Genomic DNA, 23,094 nt, shown 5'->3' on the forward strand with positions numbered 1-23,094 from the left:
TCTCTTATCTCTTATCTAAAAAAAATGAGTAAAGTAGTCTTAATAACCGGCGGTTCTTCGGGAATTGGGAAAGCCATTGGTGAGTTTTTATTCCACAAAGGATTTACAGTTTACGGAACGAGTAGAAATCCGGAAAAAATTGTGAATTCGGTTTTTCCTTTAATAGCTTTGGATGTCAGAGATGTTGACAGTATTCAGCAGGCAGTTCAGCAAGTGATTTCGATTGCTAAACGAATTGATGTGGTCATTAATAACGCTGGAGTTGGAATCACGGGACCAATAGAGGAAATACCTACCGATGAAATGCGAAATAATTTCGAAACCAATTTCTTTGGACCAATAGCAGTTATGAAAGCGGTTTTACCTCAAATGCGAGAACAACAATCGGGTTTGATTATCAACATTACGTCGATAGCTGGTTATATGGGTTTGCCGTATCGTGGGATTTATTCAGCTTCCAAAGGTGCTTTAGAAATTGTTACTGAAGCTGTGAGTATGGAAGTGAAAAGTTTTGGAATTAATATCGTAAGTGTTGCGCCGGGTGATTTTGCTACTAACATTGCTTCGGGTCGCTATCACGCACCAGTTATAAAAGGTTCTGCTTATGAAAGTTCGTATGGCGCTACGTTACAACAAATGGATGAACACGTGGACAGCGGTAGTAATCCCGATGAAATGGCCTTGGCAATTTACCAGATTATCAACGATAAAAACCCGAAATTGCATTATAAAATTGGTGTGTTTATGCAAAAATTTTCTATTGTTCTGAAGCGGATTTTACCGGACAGAATTTATGAAAGTATGTTGATGAACCATTATAAATTATAGCCATGTTAAACTGGACAGAACTTTTAATCAGTTGTATACCTTACTTTATTATTATAATAATTTGGGCTGTTATTTTTTTAATATTTAGGAAATCACAAAAGAAAAATAAAGCACAATTTGAAGATAAGCATACGGAGATGATAGGTGTGTTAAAGGAAATTCGGGATGAGTTGAAGGAGTTGAATAAAAACAATTGATATTAGCAATAATATATTTGTACTTTTGCAATGTTTTGCGTTAAGGATGGGAGCGAAGTGCCGTGCACTGCGGACAGCCTGACCCCGTTTGAAGAACGGGGGAACGCCCAAAATAATTTTGAACACAACTTTTTAAAAATAATTTTATGAAATTTTTTATTGACACTGCCAATTTAAACGAAATCAAGGAAGCTCAAGATATGGGCGTACTTGACGGCGTTACAACTAATCCTTCGTTGATGGCTAAAGAGGGAATTACCGGAAAAAATAACATTCTGAAGCATTATGTAGACATTTGTACTATCGTGGATGGCGATGTAAGTGCTGAAGTTATTGCGGTTGATTTTGACGGAATGATTAAGGAAGGTGAGGAATTGGCTGATTTGCATCCGCAGATTGTTGTTAAGTTACCGATGACCAAAGAAGGCGTTAAGGCGTGTAAATATTTCTCTGATAAAGGAATAAAAACCAATGTAACGCTGGTTTTTTCGGCTGGTCAAGCTTTGTTGGCTGCTAAAGCAGGTGCGACTTATGTGTCTCCGTTTTTAGGAAGATTGGATGATATTTCAACAGATGGATTGGCTTTGATTCAGGAAATCAGAGAGATTTATGATAACTATGCTTTTGAAACTCAAATCTTAGCAGCCTCTATCAGACATACCATGCACGTTGTAAATTGCGCTAAAATTGGTGCTGATGTTATGACCGGACCGTTATCGTCTATCACTGGATTGTTAAAACATCCTTTGACTGACTTAGGTTTGGCTCAGTTCTTAGCGGATTATGCTAAAGGAAATCAATAAAGTATTTCGTATTCAGTTATAAAAAAAGCGGTTTTCATGAAAACCGCTTTTTTTATTGTATAAAATTAGAACTTAAAGTTACCTTAGATTTTCTTCAAATTGGGAATCGAAAATGTTGACAAAAGCATTTTTTATCAATCCTTTATCGCCGATGATGATGGTTCGGTGAATCTTATTAATGGCCCACTTGTTTTTAATGAACTCAAAATTATCGCTGTGGAGTTCGGTTACGCCTTTAAAATTATACGTGTCGAGCGTTTTCTTCCAATCTTCTGTTCGGTCGTTGATATTTACGCCAACAAAATTATATTTAGGATATTTCGATTTTAGTGCCATCACTTTTTTATGAACAGCTTCAAAATGCGATTTGGCGTTTACAGTCCAAAAGAAAAATATGGTATTGGGTTTGGTGAAGTTAGTCGATGACACTTTTTTTCCGTTACTATCAACCAGGCCAACTTCGGGTAAAGTGCCGTCCACCTTGAGCATTTGGATTGCATTACAAATAGTGGTAATCTCGTTGGTTTTACTTTTATCCGTAGAAAGTTTTGTATAACAGTCTAAAAATTTATTGTTGTTGACTACATTCTGGTCTTCCAGCAAATAGGTAAAAGCAATATTGTTGAGAATATTGTTTTTTACGGTTTCGTTTTTTATCAACGTATCAGCAATGGTCATTTTGTTGATGTTGGTTTTCAAGGCCAAATCGGTTTCGGTAAAATGATTGTGGTAATTAATCGTACCCATATTATTCAGCATATACGATAGATACGTAACATAAGGTGCATAACTTGAAAGAGCTACATTATTGAAATTGATGGTCTTTCGGTAATCGTAATAATCCGATGGTAATTGCTCAATGACATCTTCACCAGTTCTTATTTTGTGAACCAAAGGATATAATTCTTTTTTGGAATAGTAATTAAAATCTAACGAAGCTTTGGCAAAAATATCAAAATCATCATTCCATTTAATTTCGGTTTTTCGGGTAGTGTAAAACTGATTGGCTTTTGCATAAGTGGAATCGATTTCTTTAGAAAAGTCGGCAAAATTATCGTCAAAATACTCAAACATTTTGTATTTGTCTTTTTCATTTTTCAGATATAATTCCATTAAGAAATTATTCTTTTCATAACCACGACCACAAAAAACAACTGATTCATCAAAGTCTTTAGAATTGACTCTAACCATAATACTGTCGTTCTTGTCAAAATAAACATATTGGTATTCCGGCTCATGCTTGAAGCTGTAAAGTCCGGGTGCAAGCGAATCAAATTGAATAAAAAAACGATTGTTTTTGTCGAGTTTTATGCTGTCAATCACTTCATTGTCTTTGCAAAAAAGGACATAAGGATTGTTTGGGTTTACAATCTCGCCACCAAAATACGCTACATATTCGCAACCTTTGAATTCGTTTTTACACGAAGTCAAAAGCAGTAACATAGGTAGTAGATAAACAAAAGCCTTTATATTATTATTCTTGTGCATTCATTTGGGAATAGTAAACAAAATTAACGTGATAGTTTTGATAATATTGTTAACCTATAGTTAAAGTTAAATATTGCCTTGAAGCGGAATAACGCTGCAAGTTCCCAAACCAATAATGAGACAAATCGTGGAGTAAGTGAGCAGTTTTACACCAAATGCTTTGTCTTCCTGATCAGAAGGAAACGAAATTTTATACAATCCGATTAAAAATGCAATTGCTCCAAAAAACACAACAATTGCCATAAAAAACAAAACGGCTAACATCATAATATAAATTTAATGCATTCCACCAATACTGAGATTGGCAAAACAGGTTCCGAAGCCAATAATAAAGGCTATGACAGCACCAATCACTATTTTGATTCCCAACTGACGGTATTCTTTTGAAGCGGCAATCATGATTAATCCAACGATAAACGCTATCGGACTCACTACAAGTAAAAATAAGATGATACCACCCATAATATCCGACATTAAAACGATGTTTTTCATAAAGATTGATTGAGTTGTTTTCTGATTTCTTCAATTTTATTATCTCGATAAAATAGGTTCATCGTTTCAAACGGAACTATTTTACCTCGTTTATCAACGATGTGTACACAGGACTTTTTCACGGCTCTGACATCAAAATCATAGGCGTCCATGAAATTCATGATTATAATACGAAAAAGATGCTCATAATGTAAACTATCCGATTTAACTCGAGGCAAGCAGCACATCAGTTCACCAAATTCTTCCTCCGCACAATCCACAGAAATTCCGGTGCTGAAAAGGGTCAGCATATGATTTTTCAATTTTTCGTCATTTTCAAAAACAATAGTATTTTTTGAATTGTTGAGCAAGTCCTCTGGATTGATTAAATGCGTCATCGGTAGAATTTCACCATCAATTTTCAGCGCATACGCCATACACAAGGCATCGGGATTACAGGGAACGGGAATAAGGTCTTGCGGAGTAAAAACAGGATATTGTTCGTATATTTTTCTACGTACTTCAGTTAAAGTGATGCGTCCTTGATGGTCATCATAATTGTCATTTCTGCCGGCAACCTGTGTGGGTTGAAAGGTTACGCCACGAACGCATTTTTGTTGCACCGCATATTCCAGAATTTTTCCAATTTCATCGTCATTTTCTCCTTTTTGAAGGGTAATTACCAAAGTGGTGGAGAGGTTGAATTGATTCAGATTGGCAATTGCTTTCTGACGTACTTCGGTTAAATCTTCGCCTCGTAATTTTTGTAATACTTCTGGCTTAAAACTGTCAAACTGGAGATAAATTTCGAAATCAGGCATGTAGGAAGCGAGTTTTTCCACAAATGAAATGTCTTTGGCAATACGTATTCCATTCGTATTTAGCATCAAATGGCGGATTGGCTTGCTTTTGGCGATGTCCAAAATTTCAAAAAATTGTGGATGTACTGTTGGTTCGCCGCCCGAAATCTGAACTACGTCGGGTTCGCCTTCATTCGCTACAATGATGTCAAACATCTTTTCGATTTCCTCCAAAGTACGGTGTTGACCATAATTGGGACCGGAACTTGCATAACAGGTAGGACAAGCTAAATTGCATCTATCCGTGACTTCTACAATGGACAGGCAAGAATGTTGTTCGTGATCGGTACACAACCCACAGTCATACGGGCAACCGTAATGCACTTTGGTATTGAATTTTAAAGGCACTTCGGATTGTTTATTGTAGTTCCGAAGCTGACGATAGTATTCCACATCATCGGCAATCATCACTTTGGAATCGCCATGAGTTTTGCAATGTTTTAGCATCCATACTTTATCGTCTTGAAATACTATTTTGGCATCGATAGTATGCAAACATTCGGGACAAAGGCTTTTGGTGTAGTCGTAGTAAATGTAATCTCTATTGGGCATATCGAATTTGTCTTAAAATAAATGTATAATAATACGCAAAAATGAAAAGCGCACTCCATTGAATGCTGCTTAATCCTAAAAACAGCGGATGGTAAGGCTTCAGGAACTCTATTAAAAACCGATACAAAAAGTACAAAACCATGAATAGCTTGAATCGGTCGCCGTTCATCATTGCTTTATATTGGGTTATTCGGAACACAATAAAAAGCACTATCATATAGGCCATTTCATAAAGTGCTACCGGATGTCTGCTTTTGCCATCACCCAAATCCATGCCAAAAATAGTAGTGGTTTCAATGCCATAGGTCGTTTCGGCAACGCCCATAGAAAAACAGCCGATGCGTCCGATAAATAACGCTACGATGATTGGAATCACATAAATATCACCTGAAGCTGTTTTGACTCCAATGATTTTCTTCATCAATTCTACTCCAAATAATCCACCTAAAAATCCTCCGGCTACGGTCTTGTTTTGGTAAAAGATGAGCCAGGTTTGCTGCATGATTTCTGAAGGATTCTCAAGCATAGCAATTACTCTCGACCCAACAAAGGCGCCAAGCATAGCCCCTAACATGATCCACAATCTATCTATTTCGGAAATAGCATCGACGATGCCTTTTTTTAAATAATAATACAACCGTACCCCGATAATAAAGGCTAAAGTTTCAAAAATGAAATGAAAATAAACCGTATCGCCAAAGAAATCGAATTGAAAAGGGAACGTCATGAATAGCGGTTTAATTGGTGTCTAATATAATAAAAAAACTGAACACTATTTGACGCAACACTCAACAGTTTTAACTACTTTTGCACCAAATTTTAATACAATCATTTCATGTTAACGGTAAACAATTTATCTGTCCAGTTTGGAAAAAGAATATTATTCGACGAAGTAAACACGACCTTTACACAAGGCAATTGTTATGGTGTAATCGGGGCCAATGGTGCTGGAAAATCGACATTCTTAAAAATACTGGCGGGTGATATCGACCCTACATCGGGAAGAGTTTTCTTAGAACCTGGTAAACGTATGTCGGTTCTAAATCAGAACCACAATATGTTTGATGAGCATACGGTTTTGGAAACGGTGATGATGGGGAATAAAGTGTTGTTCGCTGTGAAGTCGGAAATGGATGCTTTGTATGCCGATTATGATGATTCTAATGCGGATAGAATAGGTGAATTGCAGGTGCAGTTTGAAGAAATGAATGGTTGGAATGCTGAATCGGATGCTGGTGCGATGTTATCAAACCTTGGAATTCCTGCCGATATGCATTACACTTTAATGAGTGAAGTAGAAGGGAAGCTTAAAGTACGTGTCCTCTTAGCACAAGCCCTTTTCGGGAATCCTGATGTATTGGTCATGGATGAGCCTACGAATGACTTGGATTTTGAGACAATTTCTTGGTTGGAAAATTTCTTGGCTAACTATGAAAACACCGTAATTGTGGTATCACACGACCGTCACTTTTTGGATGCGGTATGTACCCATATTTCAGATATCGATTTTTCTAAAATCAATCACTTCTCCGGAAACTATACCTTTTGGTACGAATCCAGTCAGTTAGCAGCGCGTCAAAAAGCGCAACAAAACAAAAAAGCTGAAGAAAAGAAAGCAGAATTGGAAGAGTTTATCCGTCGTTTTAGTGCCAACGTTGCCAAATCAAAACAAGCGACTTCGCGTAAAAAGATGATTGATAAATTAAATCTAGATGAAATCAAACCATCAAGTCGACGCTATCCTGCCATTATATTTGATGTAGAAAGAGAAGCTGGAGATCAAATTCTTCATGTTCAAAATTTAGCCGCGTCAGCCGATGGAGAGCTTTTGTTCAAGAACGTCGATTTGAATATGGCGAAAGGCGATAAGGTTGTGGTGTTTTCGAAAGATTCGCGTGCGACTACAGCATTCTATGAAATCCTTAACGGAAATCAACAAGCCGATGCCGGAACTTTTGATTGGGGTATTACGACTACACAATCCTATTTACCCAATGATAACAGTTCGTTTTTTACCGATGGCAGCCTTAATCTGGTAGATTGGTTGCGCCAATTTGTAAAAACCGAAGAAGAGCGCGATGAAGTATACGTTCGTGGATTTTTAGGCAAGATGATTTTCTCAGGAGAAGAAGCCTTGAAAAAGTGTACAGTTTTATCAGGAGGCGAAAAAGTGCGTTGTATGTTGTCCCGAATGATGATGATACGTGCCAATGTTTTAATGCTGGACGAACCTACCAATCACTTGGATTTGGAGTCGATTACGGCTTTCAACAATTCACTGAAGAACTTTAAAGGATCGGTATTGTTTACGACGCATGACCATGAGTTTGCGCAAACGGTTGCTAACAGAGTCTTAGAAATTACACCAAACGGAGTTATCGATCGCTACATGACTTTCGATGAATACTTAGAAGACGAGAAAGTACAGGAATTGAGAAAGAAAATGTACAAGTAATATATACTTAAAACTCCTGCTAATGGCGGGAGTTTTTTTTGGGGATGTAGGGAATGTAACCTTAATTTCTTCCTACAAAATCCGACAAAGTTGTATCATCTTGATGATGATGCTTTGCCCTCGGGACTGCCCATAAATACAGGGGTTCAAAAAGTACCGCATCAACTAATCAGTTTATCAGCATCAATTCATCAGTTTATCAGCATAAACCGAACAGTTTATAGGCATCAATGGAACGGTTTAGTAGCATCATTTTTTAGGGATGGTATAGTGTATTATTATTTTGTAAGAATAAAATAAGTTCATTTTCTTACTTAAAATACCAAAATAGTTAACCCAAAACGCATAACTCCTACTTTACGACTCATAACTAATTTGACTCACTCAATAAAAAGTACTACTTTTACACTCCAAACAACACTACCATGAGTCAAAAAGTATTGCTCACTTCCAAAGAAGTCAATATCATACTCCATCGTTTGGCTTGTCAGTTAATCGAAAATCATCTTGATTTTTCCAATTCAGTACTTATAGGTATTCAGCCACGCGGTGTTTCATTGGCACAACGATTGAAATCTATTTTAGAAACCGAATATAACATCAAAAACATTCCGTTAGGATTCCTAGATATTACTTTTTTTCGCGATGATTTCCGCAGAGGAGAGCCATTAGATGCCAACAAAACACAAATCGATTTTTTGGTAGAAGATAAAAAAGTAGTTTTTATAGATGACGTTCTGTTTACCGGAAGAAGTATTCGAGCAGCATTAACTGCCGTACAGTCCTTCGGGAGACCTGCTGAGATTGAGCTTTTGGTTTTGATAGACCGACGATTCAGCCGTCATTTGCCGATACAACCCGATTATCGAGGGCGACAGGTAGATGTAATTGCAAATGAAAAAGTAAAAGTATGCTGGAAAGAAAAGGATGGAGAAGACGCAGTATATTTAATGTAAAAGCAAGAAGCAAGAAAAAAGACTATAGAATATAGATACAACACAACTAACTATACAACAAATTGGAACTATCAGTCAACCATTTATTAGGCATAAAATATCTGAAAAAGCAGGATATTGATTTGATTTTTGAAACGGCAGACCATTTCAAGGAAGTCATCAATCGTCCTATTAAAAAAGTGCCTTCTTTGCGCGACATTACCATTGCCAATATCTTTTTCGAAAACAGTACTCGAACTAAACTGTCTTTCGAGTTGGCTCAGAAAAGACTTTCTGCGGATGTCATTAGTTTCTCAACAGCCCAGTCATCAGTAAAAAAGGGAGAAACCTTAATTGATACGGTAAACAACATTCTTTCGATGAAAGTTGATATGGTTGTCATGCGTCATGCCAATCCGGGTGCGGCTTATTTTCTATCACAAAACGTAAAAGCCAGTATCGTGAATGCCGGAGACGGTGCACATGAGCATCCCACTCAGGCTCTTCTAGACAGTTATTCTATCAAAGAACGATTGGGTGAAGTAGGAGGAAAGAAAGTAGTTATTGTGGGCGATATTTTGCATTCGAGAGTAGCGTTGTCCAATATTTATGCTCTTCAAATGCAAGGCGCTGAAGTAAAAGTTTGTGGGCCAAAAACACTGATTCCGAAATATATTGAGAGTTTGGGAGTAACCGTGGAACCTAATCTGAGAAAGGCTTTAGAATGGTGTGATGTTGCCAATATGCTACGTGTTCAGAACGAACGTATGGATGTCAACTATTTTCCTTCAACAAGAGAATATGCTCAGCAATATGGTGTGGATAAACAACTTTTGGATTCGTTGAGTAAAGAAATAGTCATTATGCATCCCGGACCAATAAACCGCGGTGTTGAAATCACTTCGGATGTTGCCGATTCCAAACAATCAGTCATTTTGGACCAAGTTGAAAACGGAGTGGCCATCAGAATGGCGGTCATTTATCTTTTAGCTTCAAAAATACAGTAATAAAAAACCCCGATTATTTTCTTTTATTAATATTGGTTTCCGCCAATTTTATTTATTATTAAATCCATTTTTCTATTTAAATCATCAAAAAAATGGTTTGGTGCTTTGATGGTTATTTCAAATGCATTTATAGAATTATCTTTATTATCATTATTGTTTACAATATTAATAGTCCTTGATTCTGACTCAAAAATTTCTAATTTATTTACTTCTAATGCTAGTGCAAATCTATCCCATTCTTCATCGGAAATAGTAACTTTTCCTGATTCTCGTCTACTATATTGTGATTGATCCATATAAACTTTTTCAGCAAATTCCGTTTGTTTAAAACCTTTTTCAACACGTAATTTTTTAAGTTTTTCCTTTACTATAAAATTTGATTTAGCCATAATTCATTTTTTTATTGAGTTATAAAAATAGGATAATTTTGTTTAAATTGCGCATATATGCAAAAAAAAACTTACATATATGCTGTCAAATTCACATAGGAAATTTATTATTTAATTCTGAATTTTACAAAACAAAATTTATCTCGAGGAATTTTAGTAAAAAAAATATTTATAACAATTAAAATTTAATAAAATGAAAAATTTGATTTTTGGCTTTTTAGCCGTTGTATTATTTAGTTGTAGTTCTGTAGCTCAAACTGACAGCAGGCCTGGTCCAAGCTTATATGTGCAATCTGATCTCGTAGATGCTGTTGCCGGTTGTTATACTGTTAATGTTAGGGTTTATAGTAGTGATGGATTTGCAACTTATTTAGTTTCAAGTACAAATGTAAAAGTTGGAGAATGTGGAAGAATGGTAGCAACAAATTTAAATTCTGAATGTAAAGATGAGGAATACAAAGGAGACTTTTTCTTATACACTAAAGATAAATATCCACAATGTGCGTTAGATTTATTTAAGAAAGACGAAGTCTTGTATGCAAAATATATAATAGAGAAAAATAGAGTTATAGATGATTATAAAGAGAAAAACACTAAATAGTTCCTTTTTGTTGCTACTGTTTTTCATAACTACTTCTAATGCTCAGTCTGATATTGACAAACTTTTAAAAGGAGGTGAGTTACTACTTAGTGGTTTAACCGTTTTTAAAGTTGCAAAATCTGATTCAAAACCTGAAAGTAAAACTATTGAAAGTGTTTGTGTAAAAAACAAACTAGTTGATAAAATAACTTTTAAAATTTCAGGGACGGACGAAAATGGTGATCAGGTAAAGAAAGAACTTGTAATACAAAAAGACGGTAAAGAATGTCTTTTCCTTATACCAAAAGGCATATACACCTATGAAATTCTTCTTATCAATAAAGATATTTATAAGAAAGGTGAATATAAATTTGAAGATGAAATTATTATCACAATAAAAGATGAGTAATAAAAAACCCCGAATTATCGGGGTTTTTCTTTTAATCTTCTGTTTTGATATTTCTAAGTTGTTTTAGCTTTTCTTTCCAAGTGGCTAATTCTTCTTTCGCTTTCTCAATGTTTTTCATTACTTCTTTTACCATTGGATTATCAGCTTTTGCTCGACCAAAAAACTGAATGTTATTTTCCAATTGGAAAATACTGCTTTGCACTTCATCAATCTTACGCATGATGAATACTTTTTCATTGTCTAGTTTTCGAGTATCCGTATTGGCAAGATGATCCAAACGATTGGCATAACGTGCAATTTCGTTGTCTTTTTTACTGGCACTTAACTTTTCAAATAAAGAATCTAAAATTTTATTAAATTTTCCTTCAACATGACGACGGGCAAAAGGCACTTTACCAAATCCTTTCCAAGTTTCAATATGTGCTTTTATAGCATCTAAGTCGGTTTTATGATCGCCAACCAATTCAAAGCTTTTGATGGTTTCTAAATACGCTTTTTTGTTGTCGAATGCCAGTACTTCCTCTTCGTTAACTTCTGATTTTTGTTCTTTCAGTTTTTCGAAATATTCATTACAAGCCGCTCTAAATTCGGCCCAAAGTTTATCTGAAAATTTTCTTGGTACATGCCCAATAGTTTTCCATTCTTCCTGAATTTGTTTGAAAATAGGCGTTGTTGCTGCAAAATCGGTACTTTCCTTTAATTCGTTGGCTTTAGCAACCAAAGCTTGTTTTTTGGAAAGGTTGTCGTTTTGGTCTTTCTTAATGTCTTTATAAAAAGAGTTTTTAAGTACATTAAAACTTCTTACCGCATTTTTGAAATCTCCCCAAGTTTGGTCCGTTACTTCTGAGGGTACTTTTCCGGCCGCGAAGAATTGGTTGCGTAACGCTTCCACTTTTTCAATCTGTGCTAACCAAGACGCGTGAGAATTGACCTTTTCTTGAGCCAATACTTCAATCTGAGCAATAATTTCTTTCTTTTTCTCTAAGTTAGCCACTTCCACTTCGCGAAGTTTCTCAAATTGAGCTTCCCGTTTATCGTGCATTTGTTTGGTCAGCTCACTAAACTTATTCCAAATTTCTTCCCTGCTTTCTCTGGAAACCGGACCAATATCTTCTTTCCAGATTCGATGTAAATCTTGTAGTTCACGGAATGCTTTGTTGATGTCCTCTTCTTTTACCAATTCTTCAACACGCTCAATGATCTTAAGTTTTTGAACTAAATTGTGTTTGAAGTCTAAGTCGCGAATTTCTCTATCCAAATGGAGTATATCATAGAAATTCTCTAAATGAAAATGATAGTTATTCCAAACGTGATTGTATTTGTCTTTCGGAATTGGGCCAGCCACTTTCCAACGATCGCGGATATCATTAAATTTCTTTAAAGTAACCGGAATGCTTTCCTGACTGTGTATTAAATTTTTCAATTCTTCTACAATAGCCAATCTGTTTTCGAGATTTGATTTTAAGCTGTTTTGTAGACTTTGAAAGTGATTATTTTTTTTGTCTCTATAGTGAGAGTATAATTGGTCAAATTTTGTTTTTAAAGGGAAGTGATAGTGAAAATCTTCTGTAGTATCCGGATTTTCAGCATGGAATTCCTCTTTCTTTTCATCAATAAAATGATAATATTTAGATAAGAATGCTTTCTTAAGCTCTTCCACATGGTCTTTAACCGACATCATTTTTTCTACCGCAACCAATACAGCTAATTCATCTATCAATTGTTCCATGGATAGCGCATCATAATCCAGCATTGGAATGTCATGACGGTCTTTTAGGGTTTCGTCTTCACTCTCTTCAGCATTTACTTCTTCGATAGCGTTGATTACCGATTGATTATCTGTTTGAAAAACCGGAGTGTCATTGGCAACTTCTTCGTCAGTAAGTTCAATTACATTTTCAGTTGCTTCTGCAACTACTTCTTCTGCAGGAGTTTCTTCAACGATAACTTCTTCCTCTGCATGAGCTTCTTCTACAAGAGTTTCATCAGCAATAACTGCTTCCTCGGCAACAGTTTCTTCGACTAGTTCTTCTTTTTCAGCGGCTAATTCGATTTCGTCTTCCGTAAGTTCTTCGGTTAAAACGCCCGCTTTTGCTGCTGTTGGCTCTTCAGAAGTTTCTTCTACTGATGGCGATTCTATTTCTTCAACAGCTACATTTTCCTCTTGATTTACAACAGGAATCTCTTGATTTTCAGTGATGGTCACTTCTTGTGATGCATCCGCTACGTTTCCATCTGCATCTTGCAGGTTATCATTCTTTTCTTCTAACATTTGTAAAATGTTTTAAGGGTTACACAATTTGAGGGCGAAAGATAGTAAAGAAGCTCTAAAATTCAAAGTAAATCAATGCATTCATTGCTATTTCTGAACTATTTAGAATACTTATTCGATTAAAAACAAAAAAACGCTGTTGAATCTCAACAGCGTTTAGTAGTGTATAAGAGTATCTTTCTTAGTTTATTAAAACTTTTTTGGTAACTGAATTCCCTGAAGTTGTTAATTTTAAGAAATAAAATCCTTTCGGTAAATTAGTTATTGAAAAGGTATTGTTTTCGAAAGTTGGTTTTTTGATTTGTTGTAAAACCTGACCATTGATGGTGATAATGTCAATTTCATCAAGAACAACATCAGTAGTAATGTTGACTACATCATTGGACGGATTTGGATATACGGCAACCGCATTTAATTGATTGTAAACCGAAGTACTTAATAAACTTCCCCAGATTCTCATTGCAAATTCAGGACGGTCAATAAACGGATTTCTGTTATTCTGACGTGCATAAACAGCATCATTTCGGTTGATTTCTCTTGTGCTAACGGGATCATTGTTATGCCATGTCAACAGAACATTTATCGCTTGATTGGTAAAAACCTGATTGCTTGTATTGTTGAACATTGCATAATTCCATCCGGCAACCAGATCTTCATAACGGGTGGCAAAATAGAGTAACATTCGGGCAATATCACCTTTGAATTCATCAATAGGTTCAAATACAGTCCCTGTGTAACCAGCAGAGTAACCTACATTAAGATTAGAACCTTTTTTAGAACCATTAGAATAAATTCCAGATGGTGTATTCACTCTACTGAAAGGAAAATCACCACGTTCTCCATTTACATGTTTATCTGATGGTACAACGAAGTGCGCATCGGAATACATTGGTGTTCCTGATGCACCCCCAAAAACTGATTGTGGCACTAAATGTTCTCTATTGTATCGTTCACATTCGTTATTACCGAGTGTTCCGTCGTCCTGATTAACTCCGTAGGTAAACTCACATTCATCACCAGTTGGATTTTCAGTGTACATATCGAGCATCGTTCCATTATTTTCATAATAAAAATCTTTGTCAGATGTTAAGTATGTTGTGTACAAACCTCCGTATCCTCTGTCATTATGACCATTGATGATATTGAAAAGTTGCGTTTTTAATGTATATCCTGTTCCAGTTGCGGTGTTGTAATAACCGGGAGGAATTGACATGGTAGCATTAGTATCACCCGATTTTGTCTGGGCTATACTTAGTAGAGAAAAACTTAGTAGTAATGAGGTTAAGATTCTTTTCATTTGTATTTTTATATATCTTTTTTTCTTTCTAACAGCGCCATATAAAATCCGTCAAAACCAGTTTCTTGGGCCAGGATTTTGGTTTCCTTAACAAAGGTAAAAGTTTTTCCGGTCTCCGTTGTTAAAAAACGCTTAATTTGTTCCTGATTCTCAGAGGGTAAGATAGAGCAGGTTGCATACACTAATTTTCCTCCCGGTTTTACAATCTTCGAATAATTTTCTAAAACTTCAGCCTGAACTTTTTTGATATTATCGATGAATTCGGGTTGCAGTTTCCATTTGGCATCCGGATTTCTCTTTAGAACTCCTAGTCCACTACAGGGAGCGTCAATCAAGACTCTGTCTGCTTTTTCGTGTAATTTTTTGATAACTTTGGTACTATCAATTATTCGGTATTCTATATTGAAAGCCCCATTTCTTTTGGCTCTTAATTTTAATTGCTTTAGTTTACTCTCATATAAGTCCATCGCAATAAGCTGTCCCTTATTTTCCATTAACGATGCCATATGTAAGGTTTTACCTCCGGCACCGGCACAAGTATCCACTACGCGCATTCCAGGTTGTACATCTAAGAAAGCGGCTACCAATTGAGATGAGGCATCTTGTACCTCAAACATACCTTCTTTGAAAGCATCTGTTAAAAATACATTGGCTCTTTCTTTCAAAACTAAGGCATCGGGTTGGTCCTTTAAAAATTCCGTTTCGATGTTTAGATCCATTAAAAGGGCGTGAAGCTGTTCTTTAGTAGTTTTTAGCGTATTGACCCGAAGGATTACTTTGGCAGGTTGGTTTTGGGCAGCTATTTCTTTATTCCAAAGATCTTCTCCCAATTCACGAACACCTAGTTCATCCATCCAATCCGGAATAGATTCGCGCATTTTCCTGATTTTAGAAAGTTCGTCAAATCTTCCTTTAATTTTTCGAGCCGGAGTTCCTTCCAGTTGTCTCCAATCCGGAATAGTGTAACCGCGTAATACAGCCCAAACGGAAAACATACGCCATAAATCGTCTCTGTCAAAAGGTTCTTTTACTTCGGCAATTTCGGCATAGAGGCGTTTCCAACGAACAATCTCATAGATAGTTTCGGCCACAAATTTCCTGTCGGAACTTCCCCAACGTTTGTCTTTTTTCAAGGCACGAGCCACGACTTTGTCGGCATATTCGCCTTCGTTAAAGATGGCATTTAGGGAGTCAATGGTGGTGTAAACTAAATTTCGATGTAATCGCATGGTGTAAAAAAATCAGCGGGCAAAGATATTGCTTTTTTATTAACCGTACTGTTAAAAGGTCAGAAACATTTAGCGTATACGAACCATTTCGAATTTTTCCGGAGCATGAAGTACCATTGGAAATTGTTCAACTTTCACCGAGCTACTATCCAAACCAAATCCTTTTTCTTCAGATAAACTCAGTTTTTTGAGTAAAAAGTATCCGTTCATTACAATTTTTTCGAAGAATGTTAAATCGCTGTCATTGGATAAGAATTTCTCAGAAAGTACGAACTTGAAGTCACCAATAATATTGTTTTTATTCAGCGACTCATAGCGACTGGTCACATCAACTTCGCCATTTTGTACCATATCCCGAATTACTTCTTTGAACATCAGATTGATTTTGGTTGGCTCTCTAAAGCCTAAATTGAAATCAACACGATACAAATCATCTTTTATAATTTCGGAAACACGGTATTCTCTTCGGTAAGGTTCGTTTAAGATGTTCACATGAACAAACCAATACATATCTGCGCGTTTCGGTCTTTTCTGAAGAATGGAATACATAACTTTTTCTTCAATTTCATCAGTGCGAGTTGAGTTGGTCATGTAAATTAAATGGGTAGCATATTTCGGAATAGATAAATCGACACTTAATTCGGCAAGTACTTTTTTATAATTATCAATCTTAACAATTTTGGTGTAAGCTTTGCTGATTTTTTTCGCCAAATACCAAACTGTCATTATACCAATCAAGAAACAAGCAATGAATAAAGTTACATAACCTCCATCAAAGAATTTTAAAATATTGGCACCTAAAAAGCAAAATTCTATGGTTAAATAGAGAATAATTAAAGGGGCAATAAAGTACCATTTTACTCTTTTCATTATCAAATAATAATTCAATAGAATAGTGGTCATAATCATGCACAATACAATTGCTAAACCGTAGGCATGTTCCATTTCACCGGAGTCTTCAAATTTTAAAACGATACCAACACATCCTAAAAACAACAACCAGTTTAAGGAAGGGATATATAATTGACCTTTGACATCGGTAGGATAATTAATTTTAACTTTAGGCCAAAAATTCAAACGCATGGCTTCATTAATTAATGTAAATGAACCACTGATTAAGGCTTGAGAAGCAATTACAGCAGCTAAGGTTGCAATTACAATTCCAATAGGTTGAAACCAACTGGCCATAATGAGATAGAATGGATTTGGGTTTGAGCTACCTAATTCCGTTAAAGTTTTTCCTTGATGCGCTAACAGATATGCACCTTGTCCAAAATAATTTAAGATTAATGTTGATTTTACAAAAATCCAACTAATTCGAATATTTCTTCTGCCGCAATGTCCCATGTCGGAGTATAAAGCCTCTGCACCAGTGGTACATAAAAAGACAGCACCCAAAATAAAAAATCCTTGTTCGCTTACATCTGAGGTTAATAAATGGTAGGCATAGTATGGATTTATCGCATTAAAAACCTCAAGGTTGGTCATCATTTGTATAACCCCTAATACTCCTAACATTGAAAACCAAATTAACATCATTGGAGCAAAAAATTTGCCTACCAATTTTGTTCCGAATTGTTGAATTGTAAAAAGAATAAACAAGATACCGATTACAATTGGTTTAATAGGAATGTCCGGTTTGAAAATTTTTAAACCTTCTACAGCGGACGAGACGGAAATTGGCGGAGTGATTATTCCGTCAGCTAATAATGCACTTCCTCCGATGATAGCAGGTACAATAAGCCATTGGATTTTAGTACGTTTTACCAGTGCATATAAAGCAAAAATACCACCTTCGCCATGATTATCAGCGCTTAAGGTTATGATAACATATTTTAAGGTTGTTTGTAACGTCAGTGTCCAAAAGATACAAGACAGTCCTCCTAAAATTAAATCTTTACTGATAACGCTATCTCCAATGATAGCTTTCATTACATACAAAGGAGAAGTTCCTATATCTCCATAAATAATTCCTAATGTAATAAGCAGTCCTGCAGTACTAAGTGTACTATGAAGTTTATGATTATGGGTACTCATAATAATATGTTAAAAAACGGTTACAAATGTACTATATTTTTAACTCAATTACTTTTTTAAGGATTTTATTTTGGGTTGGCTCATAAAAAAAGCACCACATTTCTGCAGTGCCTTTTCTCAACAATTTAAACTATAACTATTCAACTCAACTTCTTCTGTTTCCGTTTCCTCTCGAACTTCCTTCACTTCTTTGGGAATTCCCTCTTTGCTGAGAATAATCTCTATGCGAGGAGTTTCTTTGAGATTCATTTCTTTGTACATTTCGTGGAGCTTCTGCTCTAGGACTTTGATTTGTTCTTGTATTACCCTGAGTGGCTACACTTTGTGGTGATTCTGAACTACGAGTATTTCTGACGCTTTTCGGTGACTCGTTGTTTGTTGTGCTTGGGGTGTTTCGGGGAGCATCATAGTTTCTCGTATTAGCATTGCCTCTAGGAGATGAACCCTCGTGAACGCTTACACTTCTTGGAGATTCAGATCCTCTTATTCCCTGACTTCTCGGAGTGGCACCGTTTTTAATTTCATTAGAACCATTTACTACTCTCGTAGGTCTTGGTGAGTTTGCTTCAACCGAATTGTTTCTGGTATTGTTAGCCGCAACAGCATTTCTTGTATTTGAAATTTCTGGCTTTCTGGTGTTAACCAATTCGCGACGGTTCGAGTAGCCATTATTTCTTTGTGAGAAAGAACGACTTGGATATTGTCTCTCATAGGCATTTCCTCTTCTTCCGTTGTAATAGTTGTTATAAGCCACACCACATCTTCTGTAATTTACATAATTATAATGGTGATTGTGATTAATATAAATTCCTATACGATTGTGATAGGTATAAATTGGGAATGGAGACCAAGCTACATAAAAACTTGGATAATAACCCCAATACCAAGAAGAATAATAGGGACGATAATTTCTAACCCAAAACGAGTTGTAAATTACTGGAGTATAGGAATAAACTGGCTCATAGATGTAATTGTTACCATACATATAAACATCACCAACGACCTGAACCTGAATATTATTGTTTCTGTCTCTTTCTACTTCAACAGTCGCTATATCCTGAAAGTTATCACGACCTAAAACCGATTGAATAATGATTAGGTGCGCATTACCTTCAACACTTTCTATGACACGTAAATAATCTACTTGGTTATCACCATTCAAATCCAAATTTGAAATCTGGGCTCTTGGATCATTCAGTCTTATTTCAAAATCTTCCAAATTATCAGAATCTCCAAAAATGGAGGCCACGGCACGTAAATCTAAATTATCACTGATATCGGAGTTATTTGCAGTAACTGTAGTTCTGTCTTGTGCAAAAGCTGTTGAAATACTCAACAAAGACAGTAGGGTCAGGGTTACAATTTTAGTTTTCATAATATATATGTTTTAGTAATTGGATATTCTTTTTATCACCTAACCAATTACTGTGCCACAACTTTTTTTTCAACTTTTTTAATACAATCTTAACTTATTTAAAATGTGTACATTTGTTTATAAATCAAGTACTCCGAATGAAAAAATCACTTTTAGGTTTCATAATATTCGTCCTTTGTGTTGGGTGTAAGTCGCGATCTTCTTCTTCTGATAATACTAGCTTTAAATCAGTTGCTATTGATACGATCTTGAATGATAAAATCAGTATCAGGGCATTGCTTATTGATAACGATAAAATTTGGTATGCTGCTGATAAAAGTAGGTTTGGATATTATGATACAAAGACACTCACGCATCTGCAAAAAACGATACCAAACACAGAAGAAAAATTGGAATTCAGAGCGATTGCCCAAAATTCAAAGTCGGTTTTTATAGCCAATATTGGCAATCCTGCACATATTTTTAAAATAAATAAATCAGATGTTAAGCTCCAGAAAGTTTATTCTGAAAACAACGAGAAAGCTTTTTACGATAGTATGAATGTCTGGAATGATAAAGATGGTATTGCAATTGGTGACCCAACCGAAAATTGTCTCTCCCTTCTAATTACAAAAGACTCCGGTAAAAGTTGGAAGAAAATCCCCTGTGATATGCTACCAAAAGTAGTTGATGGAGAAGCGGCTTTTGCGGCAAGTAATACCAATATTTGTATTAAGGGTAATCACACTTGGATAGTATCTGGAGGTAAAAAAGCAAGGGTTTTTTATGCTCCGGATAAAGGGCAAACATGGGAAGTTTTTGAAACACCGATAGTTCAGGGAAAATCAATGACTGGAATATTCACGGCTGATTTTTACAATGATAAAATTGGAGTAATTGCAGGCGGTAATTATGAAATCCCCAACCAAAACCACAAAAATAAGGCAATGACTTTTGACGGAGGAAAAACATGGAAGCTCATTGCAGATAACTCGGGGTTTGGCTACGCATCCTGCATACAGTTTGTTCCAAAATCAAAAGGTAAACAATTAGTCGCTGTAGGTCTATCAGGATTATTTTATTCGGCGGATCGTGGAAATTCTTGGAAACAACTTCTTACTGATACAACCCTTTACACTATTAGATTTCTAGATGAAAACACTGCATTTGCAGCTGGAAAGGACAAGATTATCCGAATTGAGTTTAAAAAATAAAGAGAGCAAAGGCTCTCTTTATTTTATTTATTTTTTTTGTTTCGATATTGTTGCAGTAATTTTCGATTGAAATTTTCTTCGGCTTTTTTGAGCTTCAGAATTTTTAGTGGCGAAATTACTCCTTTTAAACTTGCGACAAATTTCTTTTTTGCCTGATGCAATTCGTCTTCACTGTTTTCTATGTTAGTCAAAATAGTAGCCGCTTCTTTATCGGATAAATTATCAAAGGATTCTTGATCCATTCGGTCCAAATAGCCTTTTAATTTTTCTTTACGTATGTCCTGTTGCTTTTGTTCATAGGCATTATACAATGGCCAAAATTTGGCAGCTTCTTCTGATGTCAATGACAATTCACTTGTAATAAAAGCAACTTTGAGCGATTTGAGCTGTTCTTTCTTTTTGCGGATAAAGGGTCCGTCTTGCGCAATAGCATTTACAGAAATAAGAACTATGAGTAGCTTAAATATATTTTTGATGTTCATAATATTAATCGATTAAATAGTCTTCTAAATTGGTGTTTGATTGTAATGCGTCTTCAATAGCAGCATCATCTATGTTGAGTTCCAGTTTTATTTTATCCAAATCTTCCTGTTCTAATAAATCAATGATTTGTTCTTGTGATATCGTTGAATTATAGGCAATGTAATTTTCTAAAGTAGCAGCGTCAATTTCCTGCGACTGTAATCGGTAAAAATTATACACTGGAATGGAAAGCGTTAGGGTAACAACCGCCGCAGCCGCAAAATACCAATTTCTTCGGGAACGAAAAATGGAGATGACTTTGGGTTCTTCTTGTGATATTTGTGCTAAAACTTTTTCGGGAAAAGAATCAAAATAGTCACTCGGAGTCGTAAATCCTGAGCTTATTTTGGCTTCATTATCTAGTTTAAAATCTTTCATGTTTCTTTTGACAAAAATAAGGTTAAATGGTTTAATTCGTTTTCATATAATCTTCAATTTTCTTGACGGCATGATGGTAAGAAGCTTTCAAAGCACCCACTGAAGTCCCTAAAATCTCCGACATATCTTCGTATTTAATTTCTTCGTAATACTTCATTTTAAAAACCAATTGCTGTTTTTCAGGCAATAGTGCAATGGCTTTTTGTAGTTTTAGCTGAATTTCATTACCGTCAAAATAGGTGTCAGCTTTCAGATTGTCTACAATTTTGCTTTGCAACGCTTCACTGGTAGTACTATTTCTTTTCGCTTTTTGGTTGATAAAAGTTATAGCTTCATTTGTTGCAATGCGATACATCCATGAAAATAATTTACTGTCTCCTTTAAAATCTTTTAGATGCCTGAAAACCTTGATAAAGGTATTTTGTAATACATCATCCGTATCATCATGATTTAAAACAATATGTCGGATATGATTGTACAACGGACGCTGATAGTCACGCAAGAGTTTTTGAAACGCAATATTTTGCGTTTTCGGATGTAATAATTCCTGAATGAAATCCTTTTCTTCCTGCAAAGTAAAAATTTAACTGTTAGAATAAAGATAACGGAAAAGGTTTAATCAACAGGATAAATTAGGGTGTTTCTATCGGTGTTGCGCTTGTTGGTGTAACTTCAGCTGCAGTGCTAGTAGGTGCTACCGCGGTTTTTGGTAATGAAATTGCTTTCGGAAAAACGGGAATGTAAATTTCGGTTACCCATTTTGAAGGTTGCTTAACATCGTCTATAGTTTTGACGTATACTTCGGTATAACTTCCTGCTAAGTTTTGTTTTAAACCGTTGTCTGTAATATATTTTTGTGCTTTTGCCCACGCTTCCTTACTATGAGAATAATCTCCCGTTAACGTAGTTTTCAAACAGGTAAATGGCATAATTTCTCCCGAAGCAACATCGCTTCCGGAGGTAATTGCAATTAATTGACCTACCGGAATGCAGACAGAAATAGTAGCAAAATTATTAGCGACATCATATTTGTCATAACTAACAAACGGTTTGCCGACCATGGCAATTTTATTCTTTTTAAAAAAATGAAGCATCCGCCCCATAATTATTTTAGTGTTTTTAGGCACACTTTTGATAGGGCAGGAGACAGTTTGTTTTAAGCAAAAACCTGATGGTCGCTGTACAATTCCATTTATCTTGATGGCGTAGGTTTTCATTTCATAATGTAAGGTTTTGTCAAGGTTGCGCAGACTTTTTTCATAAACGTCACCCAAAATAGAACTAATTCCACCTTTGAAAAAAGTAGTTACCTTGGTCATAAGAGTCATTTTTCCTTTGCTATGTACTGTGACTTTCGTGCCTCCAAGGGTATCTTTAAAGCTCCAGGAAAGAGTTGCGGTGGTTCCATTAAAGCTGCCTTTTTGGGCTATGCTGTCATTCTCTTTAACAAAAACTGTTTTTATTTCGCCTTCCTCGGAACCATTATTCCATATTGATTTCGCTCCGTAACCGATTGTTTTTGCGGCGTAACTAAATTTTAAATCGGTATCTTTTTGCATCCAGGAACCAAAGGTTTCCCAGTTTTTATAATCATTAACATAATCGAAAACCGTACTTCGAGGTGTTTTTATGATACTACTTTTACTTACTTCAAAAGTTCCTTTTTGTGTTGCCACATATACCGTGATTCCAACAAATGCCAATAAAATGAGTAAGAAGATGTATTTTAAAATTCTCATGCGCGCCATTTTTAAGTGAAACAAAGTTATGAATTTAATGGTAGCAATTTTGATTATATTTGTTAGTATTCAAATTTA

General features: G+C 35.6%; 23 protein-coding genes. 8 read left to right on the top strand and 15 right to left on the bottom strand.

Going from position 1 to position 23,094, the window contains the following annotated elements; genetic code table 11:
• Positions 1-24 precede the first annotated feature (24 nt).
• Both ACULEU_RS06060 and fsa read left to right on the top strand, forming a co-directional pair.
• Complete coding sequence (locus ACULEU_RS06060; RefSeq protein ID WP_445454550.1) at positions 25-828, top strand: SDR family oxidoreductase; 804 nt, start codon at positions 25-27, stop codon at positions 826-828.
• Between the two features lie 343 nt (positions 829-1,171).
• On the top strand, positions 1,172-1,828 hold the full coding sequence (fsa, locus tag ACULEU_RS06065) for a fructose-6-phosphate aldolase (protein WP_445454551.1): 657 nt from the start codon (positions 1,172-1,174) through the stop codon (positions 1,826-1,828).
• A gap of 78 nt (positions 1,829-1,906) precedes the next feature.
• On the opposite strand, the gene ACULEU_RS06070 is transcribed toward fsa, so the two are convergent.
• From ACULEU_RS06070 to ACULEU_RS06090, 5 genes are all read right to left on the bottom strand, one after another.
• Positions 1,907-3,316 carry a TlpA family protein disulfide reductase gene (locus ACULEU_RS06070; protein WP_445454552.1) on the bottom strand — a complete coding sequence of 470 codons (1,410 nt, stop codon included), beginning with the start codon at positions 3,314-3,316 and terminating at the stop codon, positions 1,907-1,909.
• A 66-nt stretch (positions 3,317-3,382) separates the two neighbouring features.
• A complete protein-coding gene (locus tag ACULEU_RS06075; protein ID WP_445454553.1) occupies positions 3,383-3,583 on the bottom strand; it encodes a hypothetical protein in 201 nt (66 codons plus the stop codon).
• Between the two features lie 9 nt (positions 3,584-3,592).
• Positions 3,593-3,808, bottom strand: coding sequence for a hypothetical protein (locus ACULEU_RS06080; protein WP_445454554.1), 216 nt, complete (start codon positions 3,806-3,808; stop codon positions 3,593-3,595).
• Positions 3,805-5,199, bottom strand: coding sequence for a radical SAM protein (locus ACULEU_RS06085; RefSeq protein WP_445454555.1), 1,395 nt, complete (start codon positions 5,197-5,199; stop codon positions 3,805-3,807). Before ACULEU_RS06085 ends, ACULEU_RS06080 begins: the two co-directional genes overlap by 4 nt.
• Positions 5,189-5,926, bottom strand: coding sequence for a prolipoprotein diacylglyceryl transferase (locus tag ACULEU_RS06090; RefSeq protein WP_445454556.1), 738 nt, complete (start codon positions 5,924-5,926; stop codon positions 5,189-5,191). The genes ACULEU_RS06085 and ACULEU_RS06090 overlap by 11 nt, the downstream gene beginning before the upstream one ends.
• Positions 5,927-6,034: 108 nt before the next feature.
• On the opposite strand from ACULEU_RS06090, the gene ACULEU_RS06095 reads away from it, so the two are divergent.
• The 3 genes from ACULEU_RS06095 to ACULEU_RS06105 all read left to right on the top strand — a co-directional run bounded on the left by ACULEU_RS06095 (position 6,035) and on the right by ACULEU_RS06105 (position 9,596).
• A complete protein-coding gene (locus tag ACULEU_RS06095) occupies positions 6,035-7,654 on the top strand; it encodes an ABC-F family ATP-binding cassette domain-containing protein (RefSeq protein WP_445454557.1) in 1,620 nt (539 codons plus the stop codon).
• A gap of 425 nt (positions 7,655-8,079) precedes the next feature.
• Positions 8,080-8,610, top strand: a complete 531-nt coding sequence (pyrR, locus tag ACULEU_RS06100) for a bifunctional pyr operon transcriptional regulator/uracil phosphoribosyltransferase PyrR (protein ID WP_445454558.1) — start codon at positions 8,080-8,082, stop codon at positions 8,608-8,610.
• Positions 8,611-8,672: 62 nt separating this feature from the next.
• Complete coding sequence (locus ACULEU_RS06105) at positions 8,673-9,596, top strand: aspartate carbamoyltransferase catalytic subunit (protein ID WP_445454559.1); 924 nt, start codon at positions 8,673-8,675, stop codon at positions 9,594-9,596.
• A gap of 26 nt (positions 9,597-9,622) precedes the next feature.
• Here ACULEU_RS06105 and ACULEU_RS06110 read toward each other — a convergent pair whose 3' ends face one another.
• Positions 9,623-9,985, bottom strand: coding sequence for a helix-turn-helix domain-containing protein (locus ACULEU_RS06110; protein ID WP_445454560.1), 363 nt, complete (start codon positions 9,983-9,985; stop codon positions 9,623-9,625).
• A gap of 193 nt (positions 9,986-10,178) precedes the next feature.
• Here ACULEU_RS06110 and ACULEU_RS06115 point away from each other — a divergent pair, with 193 nt between their 5' ends.
• Entirely contained in the window at positions 10,179-10,586 is a 408-nt protein-coding gene (locus ACULEU_RS06115; RefSeq protein WP_445454561.1) for a hypothetical protein, read from the top strand.
• Positions 10,558-10,974, top strand: a complete 417-nt coding sequence (locus ACULEU_RS06120; protein ID WP_445454562.1) for a hypothetical protein — start codon at positions 10,558-10,560, stop codon at positions 10,972-10,974. The genes ACULEU_RS06115 and ACULEU_RS06120 overlap by 29 nt, the downstream gene beginning before the upstream one ends.
• 31 nt (positions 10,975-11,005) lie before the next feature.
• Here the strand turns inward: ACULEU_RS06120 and ACULEU_RS06125 are convergent, their stop codons facing one another.
• From ACULEU_RS06125 to ACULEU_RS06145, 5 genes are all read right to left on the bottom strand, one after another.
• Positions 11,006-13,246, bottom strand: coding sequence for a DUF349 domain-containing protein (locus ACULEU_RS06125; protein WP_445454563.1), 2,241 nt, complete (start codon positions 13,244-13,246; stop codon positions 11,006-11,008).
• Positions 13,247-13,427: 181 nt separating this feature from the next.
• The gene (locus tag ACULEU_RS06130) at positions 13,428-14,543 is read right to left on the bottom strand and encodes an endonuclease (RefSeq protein ID WP_445454564.1); all 1,116 of its coding nucleotides are present in this window, start codon (positions 14,541-14,543) and stop codon (positions 13,428-13,430) included.
• Positions 14,544-14,551: 8 nt separating this feature from the next.
• A complete protein-coding gene (locus ACULEU_RS06135; RefSeq protein ID WP_445454565.1) occupies positions 14,552-15,772 on the bottom strand; it encodes an RsmB/NOP family class I SAM-dependent RNA methyltransferase in 1,221 nt (406 codons plus the stop codon).
• A gap of 69 nt (positions 15,773-15,841) precedes the next feature.
• On the bottom strand, positions 15,842-17,809 hold the full coding sequence (locus ACULEU_RS06140) for a KUP/HAK/KT family potassium transporter (RefSeq protein ID WP_445454566.1): 1,968 nt from the start codon (positions 17,807-17,809) through the stop codon (positions 15,842-15,844).
• 145 nt (positions 17,810-17,954) lie between these two features.
• Positions 17,955-19,184, bottom strand: coding sequence for a hypothetical protein (locus ACULEU_RS06145; protein WP_445454567.1), 1,230 nt, complete (start codon positions 19,182-19,184; stop codon positions 17,955-17,957).
• A gap of 137 nt (positions 19,185-19,321) precedes the next feature.
• On the opposite strand from ACULEU_RS06145, the gene ACULEU_RS06150 reads away from it, so the two are divergent.
• Positions 19,322-20,377, top strand: a complete 1,056-nt coding sequence (locus ACULEU_RS06150) for an oxidoreductase (RefSeq protein ID WP_445454568.1) — start codon at positions 19,322-19,324, stop codon at positions 20,375-20,377.
• 23 nt (positions 20,378-20,400) lie between these two features.
• Here ACULEU_RS06150 and ACULEU_RS06155 read toward each other — a convergent pair whose 3' ends face one another.
• Genes ACULEU_RS06155 through ACULEU_RS06170 form a run of 4 tightly spaced genes read right to left on the bottom strand, consistent with a single transcriptional unit; the run spans position 20,401 to position 23,016 of the window.
• On the bottom strand, positions 20,401-20,859 hold the full coding sequence (locus ACULEU_RS06155) for a sensor of ECF-type sigma factor (RefSeq protein WP_445454569.1): 459 nt from the start codon (positions 20,857-20,859) through the stop codon (positions 20,401-20,403).
• Positions 20,860-20,863: 4 nt separating this feature from the next.
• Positions 20,864-21,277 carry a hypothetical protein gene (locus ACULEU_RS06160; protein WP_445454570.1) on the bottom strand — a complete coding sequence of 138 codons (414 nt, stop codon included), beginning with the start codon at positions 21,275-21,277 and terminating at the stop codon, positions 20,864-20,866.
• 31 nt (positions 21,278-21,308) lie between these two features.
• A complete protein-coding gene (locus ACULEU_RS06165) occupies positions 21,309-21,851 on the bottom strand; it encodes an RNA polymerase sigma factor (protein WP_445454571.1) in 543 nt (180 codons plus the stop codon).
• 58 nt (positions 21,852-21,909) lie between these two features.
• Positions 21,910-23,016, bottom strand: a complete 1,107-nt coding sequence (locus ACULEU_RS06170) for an SRPBCC family protein (RefSeq protein ID WP_445454572.1) — start codon at positions 23,014-23,016, stop codon at positions 21,910-21,912.
• Positions 23,017-23,094: the final 78 nt, after the last annotated feature.

The sequence above is a fragment of the Flavobacterium sp. 25HG05S-40 genome, assembly GCF_052654735.1.

Bases quoted from the DNA above. Each gene is read 5' to 3' on its own strand.
- ACULEU_RS06060 (WP_445454550.1), top strand. From the start codon at position 25: ATGAGTAAAGTAGTCTTAATAACCGGCGGTTCTTCGGGAATTGGGAAA.
- fsa (WP_445454551.1), top strand. From the start codon at position 1,172: ATGAAATTTTTTATTGACACTGCCAATTTAAACGAAATCAAGGAAGCT.
- ACULEU_RS06070 (WP_445454552.1), bottom strand. From the start codon at position 3,316: ATGCACAAGAATAATAATATAAAGGCTTTTGTTTATCTACTACCTATG.
- ACULEU_RS06075 (WP_445454553.1), bottom strand. From the start codon at position 3,583: ATGATGTTAGCCGTTTTGTTTTTTATGGCAATTGTTGTGTTTTTTGGA.
- ACULEU_RS06080 (WP_445454554.1), bottom strand. From the start codon at position 3,808: ATGAAAAACATCGTTTTAATGTCGGATATTATGGGTGGTATCATCTTA.
- ACULEU_RS06085 (WP_445454555.1), bottom strand. From the start codon at position 5,199: ATGCCCAATAGAGATTACATTTACTACGACTACACCAAAAGCCTTTGT.
- ACULEU_RS06090 (WP_445454556.1), bottom strand. From the start codon at position 5,926: ATGACGTTCCCTTTTCAATTCGATTTCTTTGGCGATACGGTTTATTTT.
- ACULEU_RS06095 (WP_445454557.1), top strand. From the start codon at position 6,035: ATGTTAACGGTAAACAATTTATCTGTCCAGTTTGGAAAAAGAATATTA.
- pyrR (WP_445454558.1), top strand. From the start codon at position 8,080: ATGAGTCAAAAAGTATTGCTCACTTCCAAAGAAGTCAATATCATACTC.
- ACULEU_RS06110 (WP_445454560.1), bottom strand. From the start codon at position 9,985: ATGGCTAAATCAAATTTTATAGTAAAGGAAAAACTTAAAAAATTACGT.
- ACULEU_RS06115 (WP_445454561.1), top strand. From the start codon at position 10,179: ATGAAAAATTTGATTTTTGGCTTTTTAGCCGTTGTATTATTTAGTTGT.
- ACULEU_RS06120 (WP_445454562.1), top strand. From the start codon at position 10,558: ATGATTATAAAGAGAAAAACACTAAATAGTTCCTTTTTGTTGCTACTG.
- ACULEU_RS06125 (WP_445454563.1), bottom strand. From the start codon at position 13,246: ATGTTAGAAGAAAAGAATGATAACCTGCAAGATGCAGATGGAAACGTA.
- ACULEU_RS06130 (WP_445454564.1), bottom strand. From the start codon at position 14,543: ATGAAAAGAATCTTAACCTCATTACTACTAAGTTTTTCTCTACTAAGT.
- ACULEU_RS06135 (WP_445454565.1), bottom strand. From the start codon at position 15,772: ATGCGATTACATCGAAATTTAGTTTACACCACCATTGACTCCCTAAAT.
- ACULEU_RS06140 (WP_445454566.1), bottom strand. From the start codon at position 17,809: ATGAGTACCCATAATCATAAACTTCATAGTACACTTAGTACTGCAGGA.
- ACULEU_RS06145 (WP_445454567.1), bottom strand. From the start codon at position 19,184: ATGAAAACTAAAATTGTAACCCTGACCCTACTGTCTTTGTTGAGTATT.
- ACULEU_RS06150 (WP_445454568.1), top strand. From the start codon at position 19,322: ATGAAAAAATCACTTTTAGGTTTCATAATATTCGTCCTTTGTGTTGGG.
- ACULEU_RS06155 (WP_445454569.1), bottom strand. From the start codon at position 20,859: ATGAACATCAAAAATATATTTAAGCTACTCATAGTTCTTATTTCTGTA.
- ACULEU_RS06160 (WP_445454570.1), bottom strand. From the start codon at position 21,277: ATGAAAGATTTTAAACTAGATAATGAAGCCAAAATAAGCTCAGGATTT.
- ACULEU_RS06170 (WP_445454572.1), bottom strand. From the start codon at position 23,016: ATGAGAATTTTAAAATACATCTTCTTACTCATTTTATTGGCATTTGTT.